Origin of the sequence: uncultured Nostoc sp., assembly GCF_964247315.1 — a bacterium.
Lineage (GTDB): Bacteria > Cyanobacteriota > Cyanobacteriia > Cyanobacteriales > Nostocaceae > Nostoc.
In genome coordinates this window covers 23750-44402 of record NZ_CAXTTT010000002.1, presented here as the reverse complement: position 1 = coordinate 44402, position 20653 = coordinate 23750, and the positions used below count along the sequence as shown (strand labels likewise).

General features: G+C 40.7%; 15 protein-coding genes. 6 read left to right on the top strand and 9 right to left on the bottom strand.

Going from position 1 to position 20653, the window contains the following annotated elements:
* The first annotated feature begins 328 nt into the window (after positions 1-328).
* Positions 329-916: a L,D-transpeptidase gene (locus tag ACFE93_RS01105; RefSeq protein ID WP_375471625.1), complete on the top strand. Its 588-nt coding sequence runs from the start codon at positions 329-331 to the stop codon at positions 914-916.
* 54 nt (positions 917-970) lie between these two features.
* Here ACFE93_RS01105 and ACFE93_RS01100 read toward each other — a convergent pair whose 3' ends face one another.
* The 5 genes from ACFE93_RS01100 to ACFE93_RS01080 all read right to left on the bottom strand — a co-directional run bounded on the left by ACFE93_RS01100 (position 971) and on the right by ACFE93_RS01080 (position 13275).
* A complete protein-coding gene (locus ACFE93_RS01100; RefSeq protein ID WP_375471624.1) occupies positions 971-2104 on the bottom strand; it encodes a YbjN domain-containing protein in 1134 nt (377 codons plus the stop codon).
* Between the two features lie 104 nt (positions 2105-2208).
* Entirely contained in the window at positions 2209-3540 is a 1332-nt protein-coding gene (locus tag ACFE93_RS01095) for a hypothetical protein (protein WP_375471623.1), read from the bottom strand.
* 46 nt (positions 3541-3586) lie between these two features.
* On the bottom strand, positions 3587-9550 hold the full coding sequence (locus tag ACFE93_RS01090; RefSeq protein ID WP_375471622.1) for a DUF4157 domain-containing protein: 5964 nt from the start codon (positions 9548-9550) through the stop codon (positions 3587-3589).
* A 267-nt stretch (positions 9551-9817) separates the two neighbouring features.
* Positions 9818-11608: a DVUA0089 family protein gene (locus ACFE93_RS01085; protein WP_375471621.1), complete on the bottom strand. Its 1791-nt coding sequence runs from the start codon at positions 11606-11608 to the stop codon at positions 9818-9820.
* A gap of 1055 nt (positions 11609-12663) precedes the next feature.
* Positions 12664-13275, bottom strand: a complete 612-nt coding sequence (locus ACFE93_RS01080) for a glutathione S-transferase family protein (RefSeq protein WP_375471620.1) — start codon at positions 13273-13275, stop codon at positions 12664-12666.
* Between the two features lie 209 nt (positions 13276-13484).
* Here ACFE93_RS01080 and ACFE93_RS01075 point away from each other — a divergent pair, with 209 nt between their 5' ends.
* The 4 genes from ACFE93_RS01075 (at position 13485) to ACFE93_RS01060 (ending at position 15737) form a co-directional block, all read left to right on the top strand.
* Entirely contained in the window at positions 13485-14186 is a 702-nt protein-coding gene (locus ACFE93_RS01075; protein ID WP_375471700.1) for an SOS response-associated peptidase, read from the top strand.
* Between the two features lie 214 nt (positions 14187-14400).
* A complete protein-coding gene (locus tag ACFE93_RS01070) occupies positions 14401-14922 on the top strand; it encodes a photosystem I assembly protein Ycf3 (protein WP_335197227.1) in 522 nt (173 codons plus the stop codon).
* 128 nt (positions 14923-15050) lie between these two features.
* Positions 15051-15341: an Asp-tRNA(Asn)/Glu-tRNA(Gln) amidotransferase subunit GatC gene (gene gatC, locus ACFE93_RS01065; protein WP_375471619.1), complete on the top strand. Its 291-nt coding sequence runs from the start codon at positions 15051-15053 to the stop codon at positions 15339-15341.
* Between the two features lie 135 nt (positions 15342-15476).
* Complete coding sequence (locus ACFE93_RS01060; protein WP_375471618.1) at positions 15477-15737, top strand: MoaD/ThiS family protein; 261 nt, start codon at positions 15477-15479, stop codon at positions 15735-15737.
* A 41-nt stretch (positions 15738-15778) separates the two neighbouring features.
* Here ACFE93_RS01060 and ACFE93_RS01055 read toward each other — a convergent pair whose 3' ends face one another.
* The 4 genes from ACFE93_RS01055 to ACFE93_RS01040 all read right to left on the bottom strand — a co-directional run bounded on the left by ACFE93_RS01055 (position 15779) and on the right by ACFE93_RS01040 (position 19079).
* Complete coding sequence (locus ACFE93_RS01055; RefSeq protein WP_375471617.1) at positions 15779-16636, bottom strand: lysophospholipid acyltransferase family protein; 858 nt, start codon at positions 16634-16636, stop codon at positions 15779-15781.
* Positions 16637-17188: 552 nt separating this feature from the next.
* Positions 17189-18625 (bottom strand): carotenoid oxygenase family protein, encoded by a 1437-nt coding sequence (locus tag ACFE93_RS01050; protein WP_375471616.1) that lies wholly within the window; start codon positions 18623-18625, stop codon positions 17189-17191.
* 86 nt (positions 18626-18711) lie between these two features.
* Positions 18712-18909 carry a type IV secretion system DNA-binding domain-containing protein gene (locus ACFE93_RS01045; protein WP_375471615.1) on the bottom strand — a complete coding sequence of 66 codons (198 nt, stop codon included), beginning with the start codon at positions 18907-18909 and terminating at the stop codon, positions 18712-18714.
* Complete coding sequence (locus ACFE93_RS01040; protein WP_375471614.1) at positions 18906-19079, bottom strand: hypothetical protein; 174 nt, start codon at positions 19077-19079, stop codon at positions 18906-18908. The genes ACFE93_RS01045 and ACFE93_RS01040 overlap by 4 nt, the downstream gene beginning before the upstream one ends.
* Positions 19080-19911: 832 nt before the next feature.
* On the opposite strand from ACFE93_RS01040, the gene ACFE93_RS01035 reads away from it, so the two are divergent.
* Complete coding sequence (locus ACFE93_RS01035) at positions 19912-20202, top strand: hypothetical protein (protein WP_375471613.1); 291 nt, start codon at positions 19912-19914, stop codon at positions 20200-20202.
* The last annotated feature ends 451 nt before the right edge of the window (positions 20203-20653 follow it).

The following is a 20653-nucleotide window of genomic DNA, read 5'->3' as shown; positions in this document are numbered from 1 at the left end:
AGATCCCCCCAACCCCCTAAAAAGGAGGAAACTGGAATCAAAGCCTCCCAATATTATCAGGGACTTTAGAGAGTTCTAAAACTTTTTGATAGCGACAAAACGACTTTTCAAACATCCTCTTAGATTTGGAATTGTACAATATATGCCCTTAGATGAATCAGATAATACTAATTCACTTATACGCTCATTAAGAAAGCCAGAAATAACAAGGGTTTAAAGTGTGTATGTGTAGCATTCTTTTTTGAAATTGGTATAGTTTCTTAAAGTTGATTAACAAAAGTGATTATTTTAATTTAAATAGCTAGCTTTGCTCGAAGCTGAATAATTTATGCAAAACAAGATAATCAAAAAGAACCTAGAACTTTGTACTGGTTTAAGTATTGGTTTGAGTGCAATTGCACTATTGTTCTGGCTGCAATCACAGCGTACTGCTAGAGTGAGTATTGAGAAACATGCAGATTTCCAAAAAACAATTGAGAAGCCAGCATTTCCTATAGTCAAGCCAACTGTTCCCGCAGCTTCTAAACAACACATCCATCTAGTACTTAAACGAAGTATGCGGAAGCTTTATGTATATAAAGGAGACAGTTTACAAGCTAGCTATCCAGTCGCGGTTGGTAAACCAGGGTGGGAAACGCCAATAGGAAAGTTCAAAGTTATTGAGATGCTGAAAAATCCAGATTGGACACATCCTCAAACTGGAAAATTAGTTCTTCCTGGTGTAAATAATCCCTTGGGGGAACGCTGGATTGCATTTTGGAATGTTGGCAGAAAATACATCGGATTTCATGGTACTCCTGATAGAACATCTGTCGGGCAAGCAGCTTCTCATGGTTGCGTTCGGATGTATAACGAGGATGTTCGTGAACTGTATGAAATGGTCAAACTTAGTACAACTGTTATAGTAGAACCTTAATTTGGGCTTACTCTATACAAATGTACTAAAAATCTTCAATGCTGAATAATTGGCTTACCTTTCAACTTGAGCGATCGCTTCTTCTGGTAAGACATTACCATAGATTACAGACATTATCCCTGGCAGGTATTCATCCATCATCGTGACATTGGCGTAAACCACCCGTTGAATAAGTGCAAAACTGAGTCTGTCACCTTCGACATCAATGCTGGTTTTATAACTAATTTCCCCGTCGGTAAAATCTAGCTCAAAGTTGCCGATCATCATACCAGAATTAGCTCTGGTTATAAACTCTGCTACAACCAGCCGCTTATTTTCTGGCGCGTTGACTGGACAAATTGAATAAAAAACGAATTTATTTTGTTCATTTCTGGCTCTAGCGTAACAATTCCATGTGCCATTTTCGCCTTGGAACGGTATTTGTAAAGCTGGCTGTCCTGGAAGTTGTACAAACGGCCAATTATCAGCTTGGAAGAAATTTATTATAGCTTCAAAAATATTACCATCTGTAGGGGATAAGGGCGAATTTGCCTCTATTTTTTGTGTTATCTCATCTGTATTAATATCAGCGAATTCAGTCAAAAATTTATCGATTCCTTCTAGCATTTTGGCAGCAGATTTTTGAGTTTTGGCTGACAAATTCGTCTCAGTCCAATCTTTAAAAAAGTTAAGAATACCTTCAGCAATTCCTTCACCGTTCGTGCTTGTTTGAGTCAGATTTTCTGGACTAATATAAGACCAAAGAGTACGATAGCCGATTTCGCCTGATTCTTGTTGCTGTTTAACAGATAAACCCAACCAACTTTCAGTGAAGAGGATTTGGTTATTAGGTTTTTCTTGGCTTAAATTCAAGATATGTTTTGCAGTTTCATCAATGTTGAGGGTGTGTTCTGCAAGGAGTGGTAATAAATCGGGTTTCAGACTGACTTCAATAGTGATGTCTGGTTCGCTGAAGAATTTACCAGATGATAGAGGGTTACGCGCATCTGGTTTGAGATTGAATAAGGCTGCGGTGTCGATGCGTTGGTAAAGTTGTGGGTTGACTTGGAAGGTGAGGCGACACCCGATGAGTTCGTTGTCTTGTTTGGTGAGAGTGAGGGCGATCGCGCGAATGGTTAAGGGAGATTGCGAGGAGTCGTGTAGGGTTAAGTCGGTTTCTAAGGGAGATAGTTCAGCCTTGGCTACCATACAACATTTTCCTTCATTTAATAAGCTTGTTTTTCTGTTATTACTCGGAAGTTTTTTGATATTTTTACAAGTAATAACTAGCCCACAGGCTTACAAGGATCGTACTACTCTATTGCTTCTATTACCTCTCTGTTCTGAAGTTGAAACGCTACAATATGACCAAGCATTTCGGCATAAGAATTGAAGGCTATATTCACTGATTCAAAAAGAGGGCGACCATCATATTGATTGTCCCATATATCTTCCTCTGTGTATTCGTATACGCGCTGATCTTTAGGAGTGTCAAGCTTAATGGCTAGGGTTGACCGTCCTGTTTCGAGCCATTCGCCTACAGGAAACAGACCATCTTGACTGATTAAGTCTCTTTGTTCATCATTGTTATACCCTCTCAGTCCAAGACTGTACCAGATTTGATCCAATTGTTCAGAACGCGGAGACCACCCGTCAAATTGATCGAATCGAACCCACACGAGTTTACCGTACATCACATAAGCAAGCGTTTGCCTAATATCTCGTAGCCATTTCGGTAGCTTGACCTGCTCAGACACTTCAACACTATTAAGTAACTCAGTATCTTCTTTGTAAAATTGGAGTGTTGGGAACCGCTTAATAAAACGCAAGAGTGCTTGTTTAGTCGTTTTTGGCAATTTAGATGCGTTGACCCAGGCTTTGGCCTCTTCAGCATTGCCCTGGGTGTAATGTTTCTTGACGGCAAAAAGACTCTCCGATTCAGTAGGTACTGACTCACCGTAGACAGCTGTGAAAAGACCATCGACCGAAAAATCAGGACTGTGCATCTCTGGTCTGAGAATACCAGGGTCAATGTACATGAAATCACAATCTAGGTTGGGAATCGATGGAATCCCAGGACGAACTAGGACTGAATGACCTTCATGCACTCCAAAGCAGCCCCGTTGACCACGCGCTCGAAGTTGACAAGTTAGTTCCCAGTCCCATTTATTTGAGAATTCAATCATCGGGGGTTGTTGCCATCGCCTACTGGGTGACTCTAGCAACCGAGGTCTCAGTTCGTTATAGCTTGTTTCGTTCCACGGGTTGCCAATTAGTACCCCCCGCCTAAGGCTGGGCAAGGCCATCAGTGGAGTCAAATCCTCGACAAGCGTAAACATGATTTCAATTATTTCGAGGTTAGTACAAGTTGTGATTGCTGTAATATCTTCAATGGGAGAGCATGTCACCCTAAGCGTTGTCAGGTTGTCCAGACCTGTTATATCACTCAGGTTGTTTATATTAGAAGCATGAATTTCTAATTGTTCGAGATTTTGGCAATGGCAAAGCAATGAAATATCTGCTGCTGAAGATATTTTTAGCGGTCCCTTGAGTGCCTGCAATTCATCAACTCTAAAAGGTGAAGGATGCTCTAATACAGTTTCTAGTGCCTGGTTTAGCCCAGAATCCTTTGTTTCAAGACTCATTAAATTCTCCCTCCGTTATCTATCAAAGCTTTTGCTGCAAGTTTATCTATTTAGGAAATCTCACTTTCCATTTTGTAAAATCACCTTTAACTTTGGGAATCTCTCTTTGTTGTTGAGCCTCAAGGTCATTTAAAGAAAGAGGGTTGTTTTTAGCATCGCAATGTCCGTCATAGGTGGTGCCCCTATCCACGGGGGTTCCATCCCAAATAGTACTATCAAAATGTTTTTCAATGTCTTGAAGTAGCTGCTTGAGGCTATTATTCTTAGAGAAGAAGCCCCGTAGCGTATCGTGCCACTCCTTTTGCTTGTCGGTCTCCTGTTTTGGACCTTGAGGAGGACGTGAGGTATACACTGCCCCACTATGACCTTGAAGAATTTCTAAGTTTTTACCAGTGGGCCCATTAATTATACGGTTCGCATAATTTAGCTTAAATATGAGAAACTTTGTTGAGGTTCGTACTTCATGTTGAAAGTCAATCCAATCAGTACCATGAATATACGTATTAGGATCTGAAGCACGCAAAATCACATCTTTTATCATATTGCTTGGTAACCACTCGTGCTTACCTGGGTCGGCATCGCGGAACTGGTCTTTAAGCCAACTATTGCTCTTTTGATCTAAGTTCCATGTAGTAATGAATTTTTGCCACTCTGGTGTGTTCCGATCGGCCTGATTCGTCATATACTTCATGAAGCCAATAATACCTCCTTTGTCCTTCACCTTGTTTTTAAGGTCAGTATCGACGCCAGCAGCACGAGTATCAGAGACCTGAGCCACATGATGAGCTTTATCCTGCTCACCAATAATTACATAAGAATTTGGCGACTCTTGAAGCCTAGCAATAATTTTCTGTTGTTTAGTAAGTTTATCAAGAGCAGCCGATGCGTTATCTTCGTTTTTGAATCTTAGGCTAAAGCCTTGCGAGTCCTTCTTATCCTTGAAAAAGTCAATAAAGTGTTTCCTTTGGAAAGGTTGGGGAGAAATCCATTTATACTCGTAGCCTTTATCATTCTTGAATCTGGGATTGGCGCTCATATCAACTGGAGCAAAGTCTGAATCTTTCGCAAAGAGATTGAATCTTTCTTGTGGTGTGACAGGAGAAACCTCATGTGCAGCGATATCCAGTAAAGTAATTATCTGCGTCAAATGAGCAGCTAGTTGTTGTTCTAACTGATTGATTTGTTGCTGCACAATTCCGTCATTTTGCTCATTGCCTCGCTTTCTTTTTCTTGCAATCAACCTGATATCTCTGTTTAATGCTTCCGCGCTTTCAATATGCCTGATAGCATTTTGGTTGCCTGTTTCTTCGGCCTTCTTTTTAAATTTTGAAAGATTTTGATTAAGATCCTGAGCTCTGCCACTTGCCATCATTACATTGACGCTCGAACCTTTGAGGACAACCCAGAGTTCGTGCTTTTCGTCAGGCGCATCGAAGTGAATAGTAGGCCCTATCTGCCCATCCTTCAAACCAGCTTTACTTTTCTCATTCTGGTCAGTCTTTTTCTTTTCATCTTTGTTCTTCACATCGTTCTTATTACTGCCCCGCTCTTTGGCGGCGTCTCTCTTCTCCCCTAGCTTCTGACCTAGCTTGCTCTGCTTAAACCTATCTTTCACCGCCCCCTTCTTATCTTCAATCCAATTCTGAGCTGCTGCTTTCTTATCATTAACCCATTGTTGACTAGCTTCCTTCTTATCCTCTATCCACTGCTTACTAGCTTTATATTTCTCTTTCGCTGATTCTGTAACGGCTCCTACCTTCTTGCCGAACTTGCTATTTTTGAACTTGTTACTGACACCCTCTTTTTTATCCTCTACCCACTGTTCGGCTGCTGCTTTCTTATCATTAACCCAATTTTGACCAGCTTCCTTCTTATCCTCAACCCACTGCTTACCTGCTTTATATTTTTCCTTCGCCGAATCTTTCAGTTCTCCAGCCTTCTTACCAAACTTGCTATTCTTAACCTTGTTCCCAACTTTCTTAAACGCCTTCGCGCCTTTATCAATTACCCAATCAACTGCTTTTTCCATTGGTTTACGCAGCTTCTTGAATATTGCCTGAATCTTGCCAGCAATTCCATCCAAGCCCAAAAGACTTGCCAAGAAACTGATAACTACAGGTAAAGATTTAGCAAGGGCATTTTCAACACCCTTGATTGCTTGATCGATCGCACCACTAGCGATCGCACCAATCGCATCCAGTATCGCATTAATTAAATCGGCAATCTGCTGGGCGCGTTCAATAAAGAATTTGATAATCTCATAAATCGCCTTGGCGGCTTTCACAAAGGCTGAAGCCGGGGTCAACAGGCTGAGAATCCACTCAATCCCGGCTGTAATCACTTTTTCAATGATAAAGTTCTTGATGGGTTCGATCACCAAGGCATTGAGGTCGCCCATCTTCTCTTGGACAAACTGCCACATCCCAGCCACTCCCTGACTGGCTAAGACTTGAAATACATCAACAGTTTGTTCCAACCGACTAACCTTTTCTTCACCCAATCGTTTCACAGCTTGGGCACGAATTGCTTCATAAGTGAAGCCCAAAAGCTGCATGGCTAGGCTAAAGATCCCTTTGAGGTCGAAGTTTTCTGGCATTTGAATACCAGTTTCTGCCATTGTGCCTGTTAGCCAGCCGATTAATCCTTGCTGGAGGTGCTTCCCGATATTATTCATGAAGTTGAGGAAGCCTTGCTTCAGCGCCTGGATCAAATTAGTCAAGAAACCAATCGGGTTTTTAAGGATTTGCCCAACTACGCCAGCAACTCGTGCTAGCACTTCCAAGAGCATTTTGGTCAGTTCAATGATCGTCTTGATGACTCCCACGATGAAGTCGAAAGCTTTTTGAATAAAACCTTTATTTGCTGCCTTCATCTCTTCAATACGGGCATCAACAGCTTCCAGGTTTTCTTTGTACTTCTGGGCTAGGGTGTCAATTAGCTCATCTTGCTTATCGTCAACACTTTGTTGCAATTCTTCAAATTTGCTGTCAATATCTGCGGCGGCTTGTTGACCAACTCCTTTTAAGTCTTGCGGCAGTTGGTTAACATAATTCTGAATCTCCTGTTTCCCACTAGCAATTTCTGCTTTAGCTTGGGTCAGTCCTTTACTGATAATGGCGACAACGTTATTAATTACACCATCCATCTGATTAATATAAAGCTGCCGTCCCTCTTGATAGAAAGCGTTCACCTTTGACGGCATACCAAACAATTTGTCCCACACCCATTTTGCTGGGCCTAAAATGCCACTATAGCGATCGCTCTTATATTTGTCCATCCGCTTGCCAACGTAATCCTCGAAGGCTTTCTTGGCGTCAGCAGCACCAGTATCAAAGGCTTGTATAACTTGCCCATCTAGTTCGCTGAGGGTTTTCTCAACTTTGCCTTTGGTCTTGTCATAAATCTTATTAATATCACCAGCAACTTTTACCCGTGCTTGCTCATCTTTGCCCTTGGCTCCCACCTGCTGCTCCCCTACCTGACCCAGATTTTGGGTACGGATACCGTGCATTGCTTGCAAATGCTGTTGGGCTGTAGCTTCTGCCGTAGCTTGAGCCGTTGCTAGTATGCCTTGCTCTTGCTGGCGATATTGTGGCGGCGCTTCTTGTGCATTAGTTTGAGCATCTTTCTTGGCTGCGAGTGCCCCTTGAAACTCCGGTTCATTGGAGTTTGCTAGTTGCTCCTCGGTAATATCCGCCTCTTTCATCTGCTGGTCAAGTTTTTTACTGTCATCTTGCAGTGGTGCCTCGACTTCACCTTGTCCCTTAGATTTGGGTGCAGCTTTATTTGCATCAACGCCTGTTGGCGATGTCCCTGGCTCATTCTTTGGCAGTGGTGTTACTTGTTTAGCCTCAATACCACTGGCATCAGGTTTTTCTTTGGTTTTCTCTTCTAGCTGACCCTGAGAGCTTTTCTGTTCTTCTTTAACCTGGCCACTCAAATCGCCTTTAACAGAGTCAAGTTTGTTGTTATTTTTAAAGTTATCTGCCTCTTCCAGGTTCTTGGGAGCCATATCAGCAATGCGCTCCATCAATTTGGCTTTGAAGGCGGCAGCGTCAAATCCTGGTGTTGGGGCTTGTTGCATCTCTCCAACTTGATTGGCTTGTGCTTTGCTGTCTACTTCATTACCTGGGGGTTGGGCTGCCGCTTGGGCTTCTTGGGCTTTACTATTGGCAGGTAGGTGTTTTTTATGTTGTCCTGCGACCTCTTTTGTTGTGCCGACTACCGCTTGAAATGCTGGGTCATCTTGAGGGGAAGTGGGAGCTTTTTTACCATCAGCTGCTGCATCAGGTAATTTTACTGTTGTGCTGGCTACATTTGCTCCTGGTAATCCGGCGATCGCTTTCCCTGCGTTTCCTCCAGGTAAATCTGCAGCTCCCTTACCGACATCTGCTCCTGGTAATCCTCCTTTGCTTTGAGCTTGCTGTTGAGAATCGACCTTTTCTGTATTAACTTTGGTATCTTTTGACTCAGGTTCTTTTAGTTTATTTACCCCAACCTCAACCTGTTTCTGAGTTACTGCTGCACTAACCTTTTTTGTCGGGGGTGGATCTGTTGCCGCGTTCCCACCATCATCTGGGGGTGTGGGGGTAGCTTGATGTTTTTCTGTTGTAGCCTGATTTTGTTGTTCGCCGTTTTCTGTATCAGTTTTGGATTCTAAATTTTTTTGGTTATCTTCGTCACTTGGTTTTTGGAAATTCTCCCGCAGTTGGATAGCTAGCCCATGCGCCGCAGAGGTTGTCGGTAGAGCTTTTGTCTGGAGTTTATTTTCTTTTGGTGCTACATGAAGATATTTTGGCTGTACTGCACTGCCATTTTGCTGGACAACGTGCGTCAACTCATGGGCCAGTAATTCTTTGCCTGCATCACTTCCAGGTGAATATTCGCCTTGACGGAAAAACACATCCTGCCCTGTGGTGAAAGCACGAGCTTGTATAGATTCATTTAAGCTATTAGATTGAGCATCAGTATGAACGCGGACACTACTGAAATCAGCCCCAAATGCTTGCTCCATTGGTTGCTTGATATCATCTGCAAGCGGCTGCCCATTTCCACGTGCTTGTTGGATAGAAGTTTCAAGCTCAGATGTTGCTGCTGTTCTTCCTCCACCCTGACGCTGCACTAAAGGAGTAATAGAACCCGCCAGGGATTTCATTTGTAATTGGTCTTCTTCCTCTGGCGATGCCTCCCGTTGGATAGACTGCACAGGTTCGCTCATTCTCTGCATCACCAATTGGGCGACACTATCAGCTTCCTGCTCATAAATGTCTCCAGGCTGGTTAACTGTCAGTTTTGTTTGTGGACGCCGCAGTGATATTCGACTAATGTCATGTACAAGTGGTTTGTTTGGGGATTTTACCTCATTCACTATCTGGGATGAAGTACCAAGCGACTTCATTTGCAATTCTTCTTCCTCTGGTAGTTCCTCCCGTTGCAGCGAGGGAATTTCTCCCATAGATTTCATTTGTACTTCTTCTAGCAGTTCCTCACGCTGAATACTGCCCTTTGGTTTCATTTGCAATTCATCTTCTTCATCAGGTAATTCTTCTCGCTGAAGTTGCTCGCTCTGTGGCTGATGAATTCTTTGCATCACCTGACGTGCTGTTTGGTCAGCTTCTTGCTCGTACCGATCTCCCGGCTCCCCAATCGTCAGTTTTGCCTGAATTGGTGTTGGTGTATCTGGTCTTCTGACTGGAATATTGGCAAAGTTATGACCAAATCGAGTAGCTTTTTCCAGTCGAGAATTCAACGATCGATCCATCTTGGCTTGCAATACAGTCAGCCGTTCTTGTCCCTCTGGCGAAATCGTCCCATGTTTGGCTTGTAATTCCAATCCAGTTACTTCCATCTTTTCTTCTGCAAACGCTTCATTCTCTACATCCGTTTGTGTCACGGGCGTAAAAGATGCTTTTTGAGTTTGACCACCAAACGATCTATACGCCAATTGAGAAGTTTGTTCTGATGCTTGGGAATTAGAAAAACTGGATGAGGGACTTTTGAGGGATTTCATTGGTTTTATTGCAACTATTGACGATTCAATTTGTCTAGGTGATTAGTTTTGATTATCATTTACCCAAAATTGCAATTATCAAGATAATTTTAGAACGCTAATCAATTAGAAACAATTAAGATGTGTTGCTCCTGGAGATAAGTACTGGTTTGTAAATAGTCTCATGTCGGATAAAGGAGAACACGCTGCCGTGTTCCCCTAGTTACGAGGAAAAGTATCCTTGAATCTGCCTTCTGATATTAGTACTTTCTTAAGTTGACAATGTTTTTATGCAAAACTGACTCCTAGTGTATAAGAAAAATCAGGATTAGAACTGCTACCAGAGAAAGTTCCGCCATCTTCAGGCAAGAAAGCATATTTACTCACTGAAATGTAGTACGTACCTGCACTCAGGGAACTGGTAATTAATGACGAATTGCTACCGTTACTATCGTCATTCCTTTCCAGTACTTTCCCAATCCCAGTATCGTCAAACAGTCCCAGATCTGTATCTCCTGATGTCACTGTCTTAATAGTGACAGTTCCTGGATTTGCTAAAGAAAATTTAAAAAAGTCGAAATCGGGATTGTCCCCTGGTTGAACTGTGGCAATCTGGGCTGAAAGATTAATGTTTGAGCCTGATGATAAGGAACCTAACCCTTCAGCAGTTGCCAGTGTGTTGTTTGTACCTTCTCCAGGATTTTCCCCTTCAAAGAAAAGGAAGTCATCACTATCAAGTCTGAGATTGTTTTTCCCCAGCGTAATACCGATGAACTCATCTGGTTCTGCTCCCGGTTTGTCTGAAAATATTCGTGTATTGCTGCCAACAACTTGCAGGCGATAGTCCTGTAAAGATCCTTTGAGTTCAATTCGATCTTGGCTAGAGTCGAAGTCAGTAATAGTAGCATAGTCCCCAAAACCAGGATTTGCGCTGTTGTTATCGTCGTAGAAAATATTTACAGCGTCCCCCAGGATAAATCTATCTGCCCCAGTCCCACCAGTTAAGGTATCAGTTTCTCCTAATCCGGGTGGAAGGGGACTACCAGGAAAAGTACCGATGAGGATATCGTTTCCAGATCCCCCATTGAGTATTTCATTACCCGGTCCACCTTGTAGGCTATCATTACCGTCCTCACCATTGAGGATATCATCGCCATTACTACCGTCTAGCGTATCATCACCTACTCTTCCATTTAGAGTGTTATTAGAAGTGTTACCAAAAAGGAAGTTGTTAAGACTGTTACCTGTCCCAGTAATGTTGCCACCTTCTCTGAGCCTCAGGTTCTCCAGATTGGCTCCTAGTGTGTAGTTGACAGAAGATCGGACGGTATCTATGCCTGAATTCGCAGCCTCTGTAATGGTATCAAGAGTAGTGTCAACGACGTAAGTATCATCACCTGCCCCCCCATTCAAACTGTCAATACCTAAACCGCCATCAAGTGTGTCATTGCCATTATTACCGGATAATCGGTTATTTTGGTTATCGCCAGCAATGCTGTCATTTCCATTTGTGCCGATGACATTATCAAAGTTGACTGCGGTAAATGACAATGTTCCCAAACCAGGAACTTTATTAGCAGCCAAACTTTGGGTTTGCAGGTTAACGGTGATAAATACCCCAGGCAAAGATTGGGATGCATCTATGGTGTTGTTGGCAACCTTAGCATTAGCAATAACCTTTTCTACTTTAAAGAGTTGGTCTTTTCCCAATCCCCCAGCTTTTTGAATGGTTCCAACACCTGACAAGGTAATAGTTTGACCTAATTGACTATAATCTGCGGTATCAATGCCATCTCCACCATCAATGTTGTCGTTACCCTGACTGCCTTTGAAGGTGTCACTGCCTGCACCACCTTTTAAAGTATCGTTTCCTGTGCCCCCATCAAGTGTATCATTGCCATCTCCACCGCTGAGACTGTCGTTCGCCGTCCCACCTGCAAGGGAATCGTTACCAGCCAAACCATTCAAGATATCGTTGCCGGAGGTACTATTGGCATTACCACCACTAGCCCAGCCAACTATGGTATCATTTCCTGAACTCCCATTTATCGTGTCAGGATTTGTAGTACCGAAAGCCATATTATTTCTCCTAAATTTCTCACTAAATATGTTAAGTTCAGCATCAATCAAAAAACTGTTTATCAGTTCAATGTAGATTACTTGTCATTTGCGTAATTTCATTTTAAAAAACATCAACTATATAGTTAGGAACTTCTCAAGAAAAAATATCCAATTAGTTACTGGGGGCTGATCCGAAAAGCCAGCCCTTGGTTGCGAGCGAAACGCCTACTCTAAAAAATCAGATAATTTATTTCTTGATAATCCATTAATTTATTACGCAAATGATTAAGTAATTAGGTCAAATATTTTGGTTTTTTTTCCAAGTTGAACCCATGCTGTAATTATTTAATTATCATGAAGTACAAGGTTACATGAACCTCTTTACTAAATCTTCAAAATACTTAAGAAATCCAATTCATAATACATTGATATATATTTGTAAACCTTAAATTAAACATTTTTTAAAATCTACTGATTTATTTGGTTAATTTGTCAGTTTTTTTAGCTTGATGGGGTTTGTGATTAAGTTAGGTTTCGAGATCATTTCTTTTTGTTAAACAACTATCATGTTTAATAATAAAAAACTATTTATGTATTAAAGAAAGATTTTTTAAATATATAAGTTAAATTGATATATATCCAGAATATTTTTATGCTTAATAACACTTTAGCTTTACATAAATTTTATATGCTTTTTTGGAAATTAGCGATCTCTGCGGTTTTTGCTAGTCTACGCATACCCACAAAAACCATCTAAACAAATGTCAATGAATAAAAGCCGATCTCAAACACATGTTTCAGATTGTGTACTAACAAAAGTAATAGAAAAGTACTAATTTCAGATAAAAACTCATGCACCAAGCTGTGAGATGATAAATATGAATATTTAGTCATATATTGCTTCCTACAGATCAATACATCCCGAATCTGTATTTGGAGCAATAGCCTATGTAGGATTGAAAGGGGACTGAAGCCAAACCAGAGCGCGTAAATTGGGGACTATTGAAAATTTGAATGGAGATTCAAAACTGAAGACAAGAAACTATAAATAGGATACTTGCAAAATCTAATTTTTATGCTTGTGTAATACTGATATACCTTGGTTGAGTTTTGACTCTTTCTATCCAAGCTTGGATAGCAGGATATTGTGTTAAATCAAATCCACCTTCATCAGCTACATGAGTATAAGCAAACAAGGCAATATCAGCAATCGTATAACGTTCTCCCACAAAAAAATCTTGAGAAGTTAAGTGTTTATCCATCAAGTTAAGTGCTGCATAGCCTGGTTTGCGTTTTTGTTTGATAGCTTCACTATATTCTTCAGTTTTACCTAAAATAGAAATCCAAAATCTTGATGTAGCAATAAAAGGCTCATGGCTATATTGTTCAAAACATAACCATTGCAGCACCTGCGCTCGTAAAAAGCGGTCATAAGGTAAAAACTCTGTACCTTCACTCAGATAAACCAATATGGCATTTGATTCTGCCAAATATTTCCCTGGCTCGATTTCCAAAACAGGTATCTTACCGTTAGGATTTTTACTTAAAAATTCTGGTGTTCGAGTCTCGCCTTTCAAGATGTTAAGCTCTATCCTCTCAAAAGGCATACCTAGTTGTGTCAATAAAAGACGTATCTTATAACCATTACCAGAAGGTAAAAAATCGTACAGATGCAGTATTGCCATGTTAAAATACAGTTAGGAATATGTTGAGAAGTGTTGAGAAGTGAAGGTTCAAAATACAATATTCTACCAAAAGATTTTCCCGAAACCGGATATTTTTTTTGTATTTAGTATCTGAACGTACTACAGAAAATTATTTGAGAAAATAAAAAAATAATATATTTTTTTCTAGATTGAGATGTTTAATTTAGTTAGTGGTCGAAAATAAAACTATGTGTGGAAGATTTACTCTAAACCAGTCGGCAACAGGATTGTCTGAAGTTTTTCATGTCGAGTCAGTTCCTGATTTGGCAGCCGAATATAACATTGCGCCTACGCAAATGGTGGCGACAGTGTTACAAAATCCTGAAAGCGAAAAGCGGGAATTTAAGCAGTTGCATTGGGGATTAATTCCGTCATGGGCGAAAGATGCAGGAATGGGGGCAAAGCTGATTAATGCTAGGGCAGAAACTGTTGCCGAAAAACCTGCTTTTCGTTCGGCTTTTAAGCACAGACGCTGTTTAGTGCTAGCTGATGGCTTTTATGAGTGGCAACGCCAACAAGGTAAGAAGCAGCCATTTTATTTTCGTCTTCAAGATGGGCAACCCTTTGCTTTTGCAGGTTTGTGGGAGAGATGGCGATCGCCTGCTAACGAAGAAATAATCTCTTGTACAATTTTGACAACGGCAGCTAACGAATTACTCCAACCCATCCACGAGCGGATGCCAGTGATTCTGGAGCAGCAAGATTACGATTTATGGCTAGATTCCCAAGTGGAAACGCCTCAAACCCTACAGCAGCTATTGCGTCCCTATCCAGCGCCAGCAATGATTGCATATCCAGTTAGCACCTTGGTAAACAACTCTCGACATAATAGTTCAGAATGTATCGTACCCCTCAGTGAGAAGAATGCCCCCGCAAATCAGTTAAATTAGCTATTGAGTGAACTATAGAATTGGGGAGACAAGCAGACAAGGGGATAAAAAAGCGTTTTCCCAATGCCCCATGCCCTTCAGGAGTGCTGAGTGCTGAGTGGAGAATCTCACTTCCTTACTCGCTTGCCGAGGAACTCGAAACGGGCTAAACCCTAGCTTTCCACTAACGGAACTGTTTTGCCCAATGCCCCATGTTTAATACCCAGAGACAAATATGCCAAGAACACAAAAAAACGATAATTTTATTGACAAATCCTTTACTGTAATGGCAGATATTATTCTGAAGATCCTGCCAACTAACAAAAAAGCTAAAGAAGCGTTTGTTTATTATCGAGATGGGATGTCGGCCCAAGCAGAAGGGGAATATGCTGAGGCATTGGAGTACTATGAAGAAGCTCTAACACTAGAGGAAGATACCAACGATCGCGGCTATATTTTCTACAATATGGGGCTAATTTATGCCAGCAATGGCGACCACGACAAGGCTTTAGAACTATATCACAAGGCAATTGAGTTAAACCCACGTATGCCCCAAGCCTTGAACAACATCGCTGTGATTTACCACTACCAAGGCGAAAAAGAAAAAGAAGCTGGAGATAACGAGGCTGGCGAAGCGCTTTTTGACCAAGCAGCAGACTATTGGATTCGTGCGATTCGCATGGCCCCCAATAACTACGTCGAAGCTCAAAACTGGCTGAAAACCACCGGGCGATCGCAAATTGACGTATTCTTCTAAAAGTGATGAGTTAGGAATTATTAATCAATCACTCCTAACTCTTATATAGACGCGATTAATCGCGTCTCTAACTCCTAACTTTTGTACAGACGCGATTAATCGCGTCTCTAACTCCTAACTAGAAAAAGATGATTGACCAAGAACAAGTTCACAAAGTAGCTAATCTTGCTCGTTTAGAATTGACTTCACAAGAAGAGGAACAATTCACTACCCAGTTGGGAAGTATTCTGGACTATATCGAACAATTGAATGAACTTGATGTCAGTAATGTGCTGCCAACAACACGGGCAATTGATGTCAGCAATATCACACGAAAGGATGAATTGCAACCCTATCCTGAGCGGGAAAGTATTCTCAATAGTGCGCCGGAACAGGAAGGCGAATTTTTCAAAGTACCGAAAATCCTCAATGCTGAATAGTCAAACAATTTGGGATTTTAGATTTGTTTCACGCACAAAGGGCAGGGAAGTAAAACATACATAAGTTGTGTTAAACATTTGTTTATATTATTGGTAACTATTAAAACACTTGCTCGTACTGCCAAAGTATGTTATATGTCTAAATCTCTAATCACCGTTACCGTCAAATTGTTCGCTGCTTATCAAGAAGCCTTTAGGGTTTCGGAACTAGTGCTGGAATTTCCTAATAGTATGCCAGTCAAAGCAGTATGCGATCGCCTCATAGCTGAACGCCCTGAACTCTCACAATGGCGAGATATAACCCGTTTTGGGATTAATTTGATATTTGTCGAACCAGATACCCTACTACAAGATGGGGATGAGGTTGTGTTGATTCCACCAGTTAGCGGTGGTTAGGAAAACAGTTAGGAGTTAGGAGTGATAAATTAAAGATTCATTCAAAGAGAATTGGTCTTAGCAGTTAGCTTTATTAAGTTATCTAACTCTTGCTGCATCTGACTAACAACTAATTCATAACATTCATTGACATAGTGGCGATCGCTAGCTGCTTCAGAACCGTAGCGTTCAAATACAATTGGCGGACAAACTTGCGTATATATGGGCACTGGTAATGGAATATTAGGCAATGGGCCAATTCCTAATCCCCAAGGCAGTCCGAGATAAATTGGAAAAACTTCTGGATCGATACCTAATAGCCAAGGCATTCCCCACTCATGGAGTTGCTGCACAACTTTGTAGCAGTCAGCAATTATAATGAGTGTATCGTGAGCGCCCCAGGAAATCATAGGCACAATCGGCACATTTTCCCGTAACGCTAACTTGATAAATCCTTGTCGCCCCGCCAAGTAGATTTTGTTACGTAAATAATTCGGTCGGAAGAGATCTTCGGCTCCACCGGGATAAACTAGTAGACTCGCTCCAGAGCGTAAGGCAGTGTAAGCCATTTTTGGATGAGCGAAGATTGCTCCAGCCTTAGCGACTAGTTGCGCTAGTGGCGTGCTAACTTGCCAAACCTTGGGATGCATCAAACCATAAACTGGTTTCTCTACACCAAATCTTCGGAACCAGTCGTACATCATCATTGACATATCAGGGGCCGCGAGTCCCCCATTGTGCGAACCAACAAGTAAGACTTTTTCTTGGGGTGGAATATTATCCCAGCCACTAGTTTGAACTCGAAAATAGTAGTGATACAAAAAGCCAAACAGGGGCATTAGAGATTCTATGAACTTTGGATCTCGCTCATCCAAAGACCAACCGGGTTTTTTGTTTAAGAAATGTTGCTTTTTTGACATTGAGGCATTTTAACAGGATTGGCAAAGTTAAAACAATCCTTTTTTTAGATATAACTCAATACGGTTGGGTTAAGGCTAAAACTCTGTTATTAAAGTCAACGTATAGCAATCCTAAATGAGATTCAAACTCATGGTATTTTTATATAAGAGAGTAAAAATGTTACCTTCATAATGCTCAGTTTTAAGGAAGTAGAGGGGCTTGTTGGGTGTAAACCTATGCGCGACAGAAATCCTTGGACTATGTGGATAGTGGTTGTAGTGGCTGTTAGTGCAACGGCGATAGGCATTCACAATTTTGAATGGTTCTTAAATGTTACTTGTCTGGTAGATACTATGCCCACTACCAGTAGACATTGCAAGCATCTGCGCTAGCTTTAGTAAGCTCCTTTATATAACTGGGATTATTTCATGTTTATTTGAATACGACCCGAAGCTGACAATCACTCCGCTAAGTAGTAATGCTATGGGGTTTCTCCTCATATTTTGGACTTATTTTCAGATACCAATATGTAGGATACTACGTTTTTATACTTGGTAATTATTTTTTAATTGTTATGCTGGGTTCCAAGTGCCGTGGAAGCTGTGGGGAATGACGCTAGGTAATCCTAGTTTGCAAACGGGTTCTGCATCTAGGCGATCGCTATCAAATACCCAAACTTCACTACTATGAGAAATACCATCGTATACAACAGTTAGCACCCAGCCTTGCTCAGGGTTTTGGGCATCTTGGGCGTGGATCGGTTCTGAAGGATAGTGGTTTTCTCCTAAGTCTGCTTCAGTGAGAGTTTCGGTTTTGTAGTCGAAGCGGGCGATCACACTGAACAATTCTTTATCTGTATCCGTTCTTTGGGGCATTAATGATATGTAAGTATAGCGCCAAGGTTGCCCAACTTGCGATCGCTGCACTATAGGAAATTCACAAATCCGGTTGACAACTTCCTGTATTGCTGTTATTTTACCAGATTGGGGATTGAGGCGTACTTGCCACAATGTTCCTCTATAAACTGTGTGCGTCTCACCACTTGCGAATTCTCTGAGATACTCATTAGTTTGGTGAAAATCTGCATATCGCACCATGTCCAGAATCACGGAACCGTCTTTATCTTCATAGCCGTTGCCAAAATGCCAATTGAACCAGGCATCTGTTTCACCACGACTCACTAAGGATAAGTTTTCCCGGTCAAAGATTAACACCTGGGTTCCTAACTGAGGTTTCCACAACAGAGATTCACTAAAGGTAGTCACACCTAGCAAAAGTGAAAGCATTTTCATCCGCATTGGTGGCATGAAAAACACCAGATACCTTTGAGTTAAAACAAAATCATGCATTATAGAGCCGCGATCTAGCTTAAAAGCAGTTTTTTGGATAATTTTGCCAGTAGCATCGCTTTTGTAGAGATTCAGTTGTACAGAACTTCCAATGCTGATTCCAAAGTTAAAAATCTCACCTGTTTGTGAATCACGCTTGTAATGAGCAGAATAAGGTAATCCGTTATCCAAAGCACCTAAATCATCCAATCCCTTCGTTTCTAAAGTATGCAAATCAAGAGCATAAGGATTGCTTACTTCCCATAGAGCCAACAATTTATCAGGTAAAGCCAACACTGAGGTATTCGCTGCATTCTTGATTTGTTGACCCCAGCGCTTCCAGATAGGGCCTGACGGATGCATCCCATAGACACCATAAATAAACCTATCCGCTTCAGTTTCAGCTAGATATTCTGCTGTTTGCACATAGCGATAGACTCCGGTAACTCCTGCATCTGTGAAATGAACGCCGAGAATTGCCCCATCTCCATCAAACCAGTGTCCCACACGATTGCCACCGCGTTCTAGCCGTGCGGGACCATTGCGGTAAAGTGTGCCACGCAAGCCATCTGGGATTTTGCCAGAAATAATTGACAGTTGAGTAAGGGGAAATTCTTTTGCCGGTTCTGCGATCGCACCAGCCCAAGAATTATTGATTGACTTTTTAGTGATAGTCTGCATATTAAAATATTGCCTGATACATTGATGTAGAACGATGTATTCTGACATTGTTGCAATTTTTGGCGTTGCAGAGAAGGCGGGATGATTTAGCAACTTACAAAATTCCTCCCCTGCCTCCTCTGCTGGTTATATACGAGGGTGGTGTCATCAGCGAATTTTTCAAGGATTTCGCCTAACCTGTCCAAACAGATATAGCGATCGCTCAGACTATTGCACATAATGGAAAGCATTTTAAGTATTGCTTGGGTCTTGCCAGAACCAGGGAACCCAAGAACATAAATCACAATGGTGCTAAGTCGTCTGGTAGTTGAATATCTACCTGCATAAAGTGTGAAGAGCAATTCAATACGGTAATTGCCAGATCAATTTTTAATGCCAGTTTTTTACTGGTTGTAAGCTGAAAAACATCTAATTTGCATAACCGAATTAAACATAACTCTTGTGGGGTGGGCATCTTGCCCGCCCTAATTATGCAAGTTAAATGTGGAACAGCTTACCAGACAATTTTATCCCTGGCGATGTCTGCGGTGGCAAGCTACGGAATATTGAACGCGGCTGATCAAATTCTTAGCGTAACTTTCAGACTAACTGCTTATTTTACACCTATTATCAGGTCGTATGTTAGGTAACTTTCAGACTAACTGTTTAGTTCACATCTATTGTCAGGTTATAAAAATGTTAGGAAGAAAAGTGAAAAAAGTGGGATTTAAAAAGTGAAAAAAGTGGGAAAAGTAGGATATTTCCTAAAACCTGTTGACAAGCTTTTAGATAAATTGCTATTTGTACATCACAAAGCATAAATGTCTATGTACTTTTTGGAGGAATTATAGAGAAGTCAGAATATTCTGACTTCTGAATTTCCTCATGTCACTTTTGTGTTTACAAAAAACCTATTTGTGCCAGAAGTTTGAATTGAGATTTGAGATTTTAGTGGTTCAGGTTCAGTGCTGTACTAAAGACGTATGATGCTGCCAACATTAGCAGTAATTTGGCAAGCATCGAACGAATGTTTTTACAGCTTTTGTTGATAATTCTCTTTTGTCGGATAGAAAAAACTAGTCGACAATCTTTTTTCATGAAAATCGTAGTATTAAACTTGTATTTACTAGAACCATTAGTAATAAATTTAGTAAAACTTAGATAAATAAAAATTAACAAATGACAAAAGTAAATGAATTAAGAAAAAATTAGATATTTTTTTATGACCTGTTGACAAACTATTAAATAAACTGTTATTTGTAAATACATCTTAGACACAAAATGTCTGCACACTTCTGGAGGAATTTATGGCTAATGTCAATCAAGTGAGTTTCAAATCTACCTGTAATCGAAAAGTTCTTGTCGAGGAATTGATAGATGGTGAATTAAAAGGAATAGTGGGAGGAATTACTGTCTCTTCGGATAATTCACAGATAATTACGGCGATTTCAACTGATGGAAATGATGCTGTTGTTCAAGACTCCAATCAGGACATTGTGAATACGAAGACTAAGCAAAGAACACGCAGAAGAAAATTATATACGTTTATAAATGGAGTAACGCAAACAACAGATGCAACAGTGACTTCAGCTGTTTAGCATTCACAGTAACTCAAATTAAACTCACGGTTTATGTACCCAATTGAAGGTACGTATCCCCAACTTCTAAAGAAGTTGGGGATATTATTTTTATGAATAATTTAAGATGTTACCCGTTGCCTAGTCAGCAAAGGTTTGTAAGACCTATAGTAATTTTTAAAAAGCTTGATTTTTAGATATACCTTATACTTATCCTACCTTTTTTAATTTGAATTAATGCCGATATTTGATATTTCTTAAAAGACCAATCTTTAAAAAACTCCTTAATAACTTCATCATTTCTTTATATAAAACTCTTTCAAAAAACTGTATTGTTTAAACATAGTGAAATTGCAAAAGCAACCAATAACAAATTGTCGTCAAGCACATATAAATTAGTGTGTTTTAACAATAAGTTTGATAATAAAAATCGTCAGATACTTATTATTTTAAGCATCTAAATATTTTTATT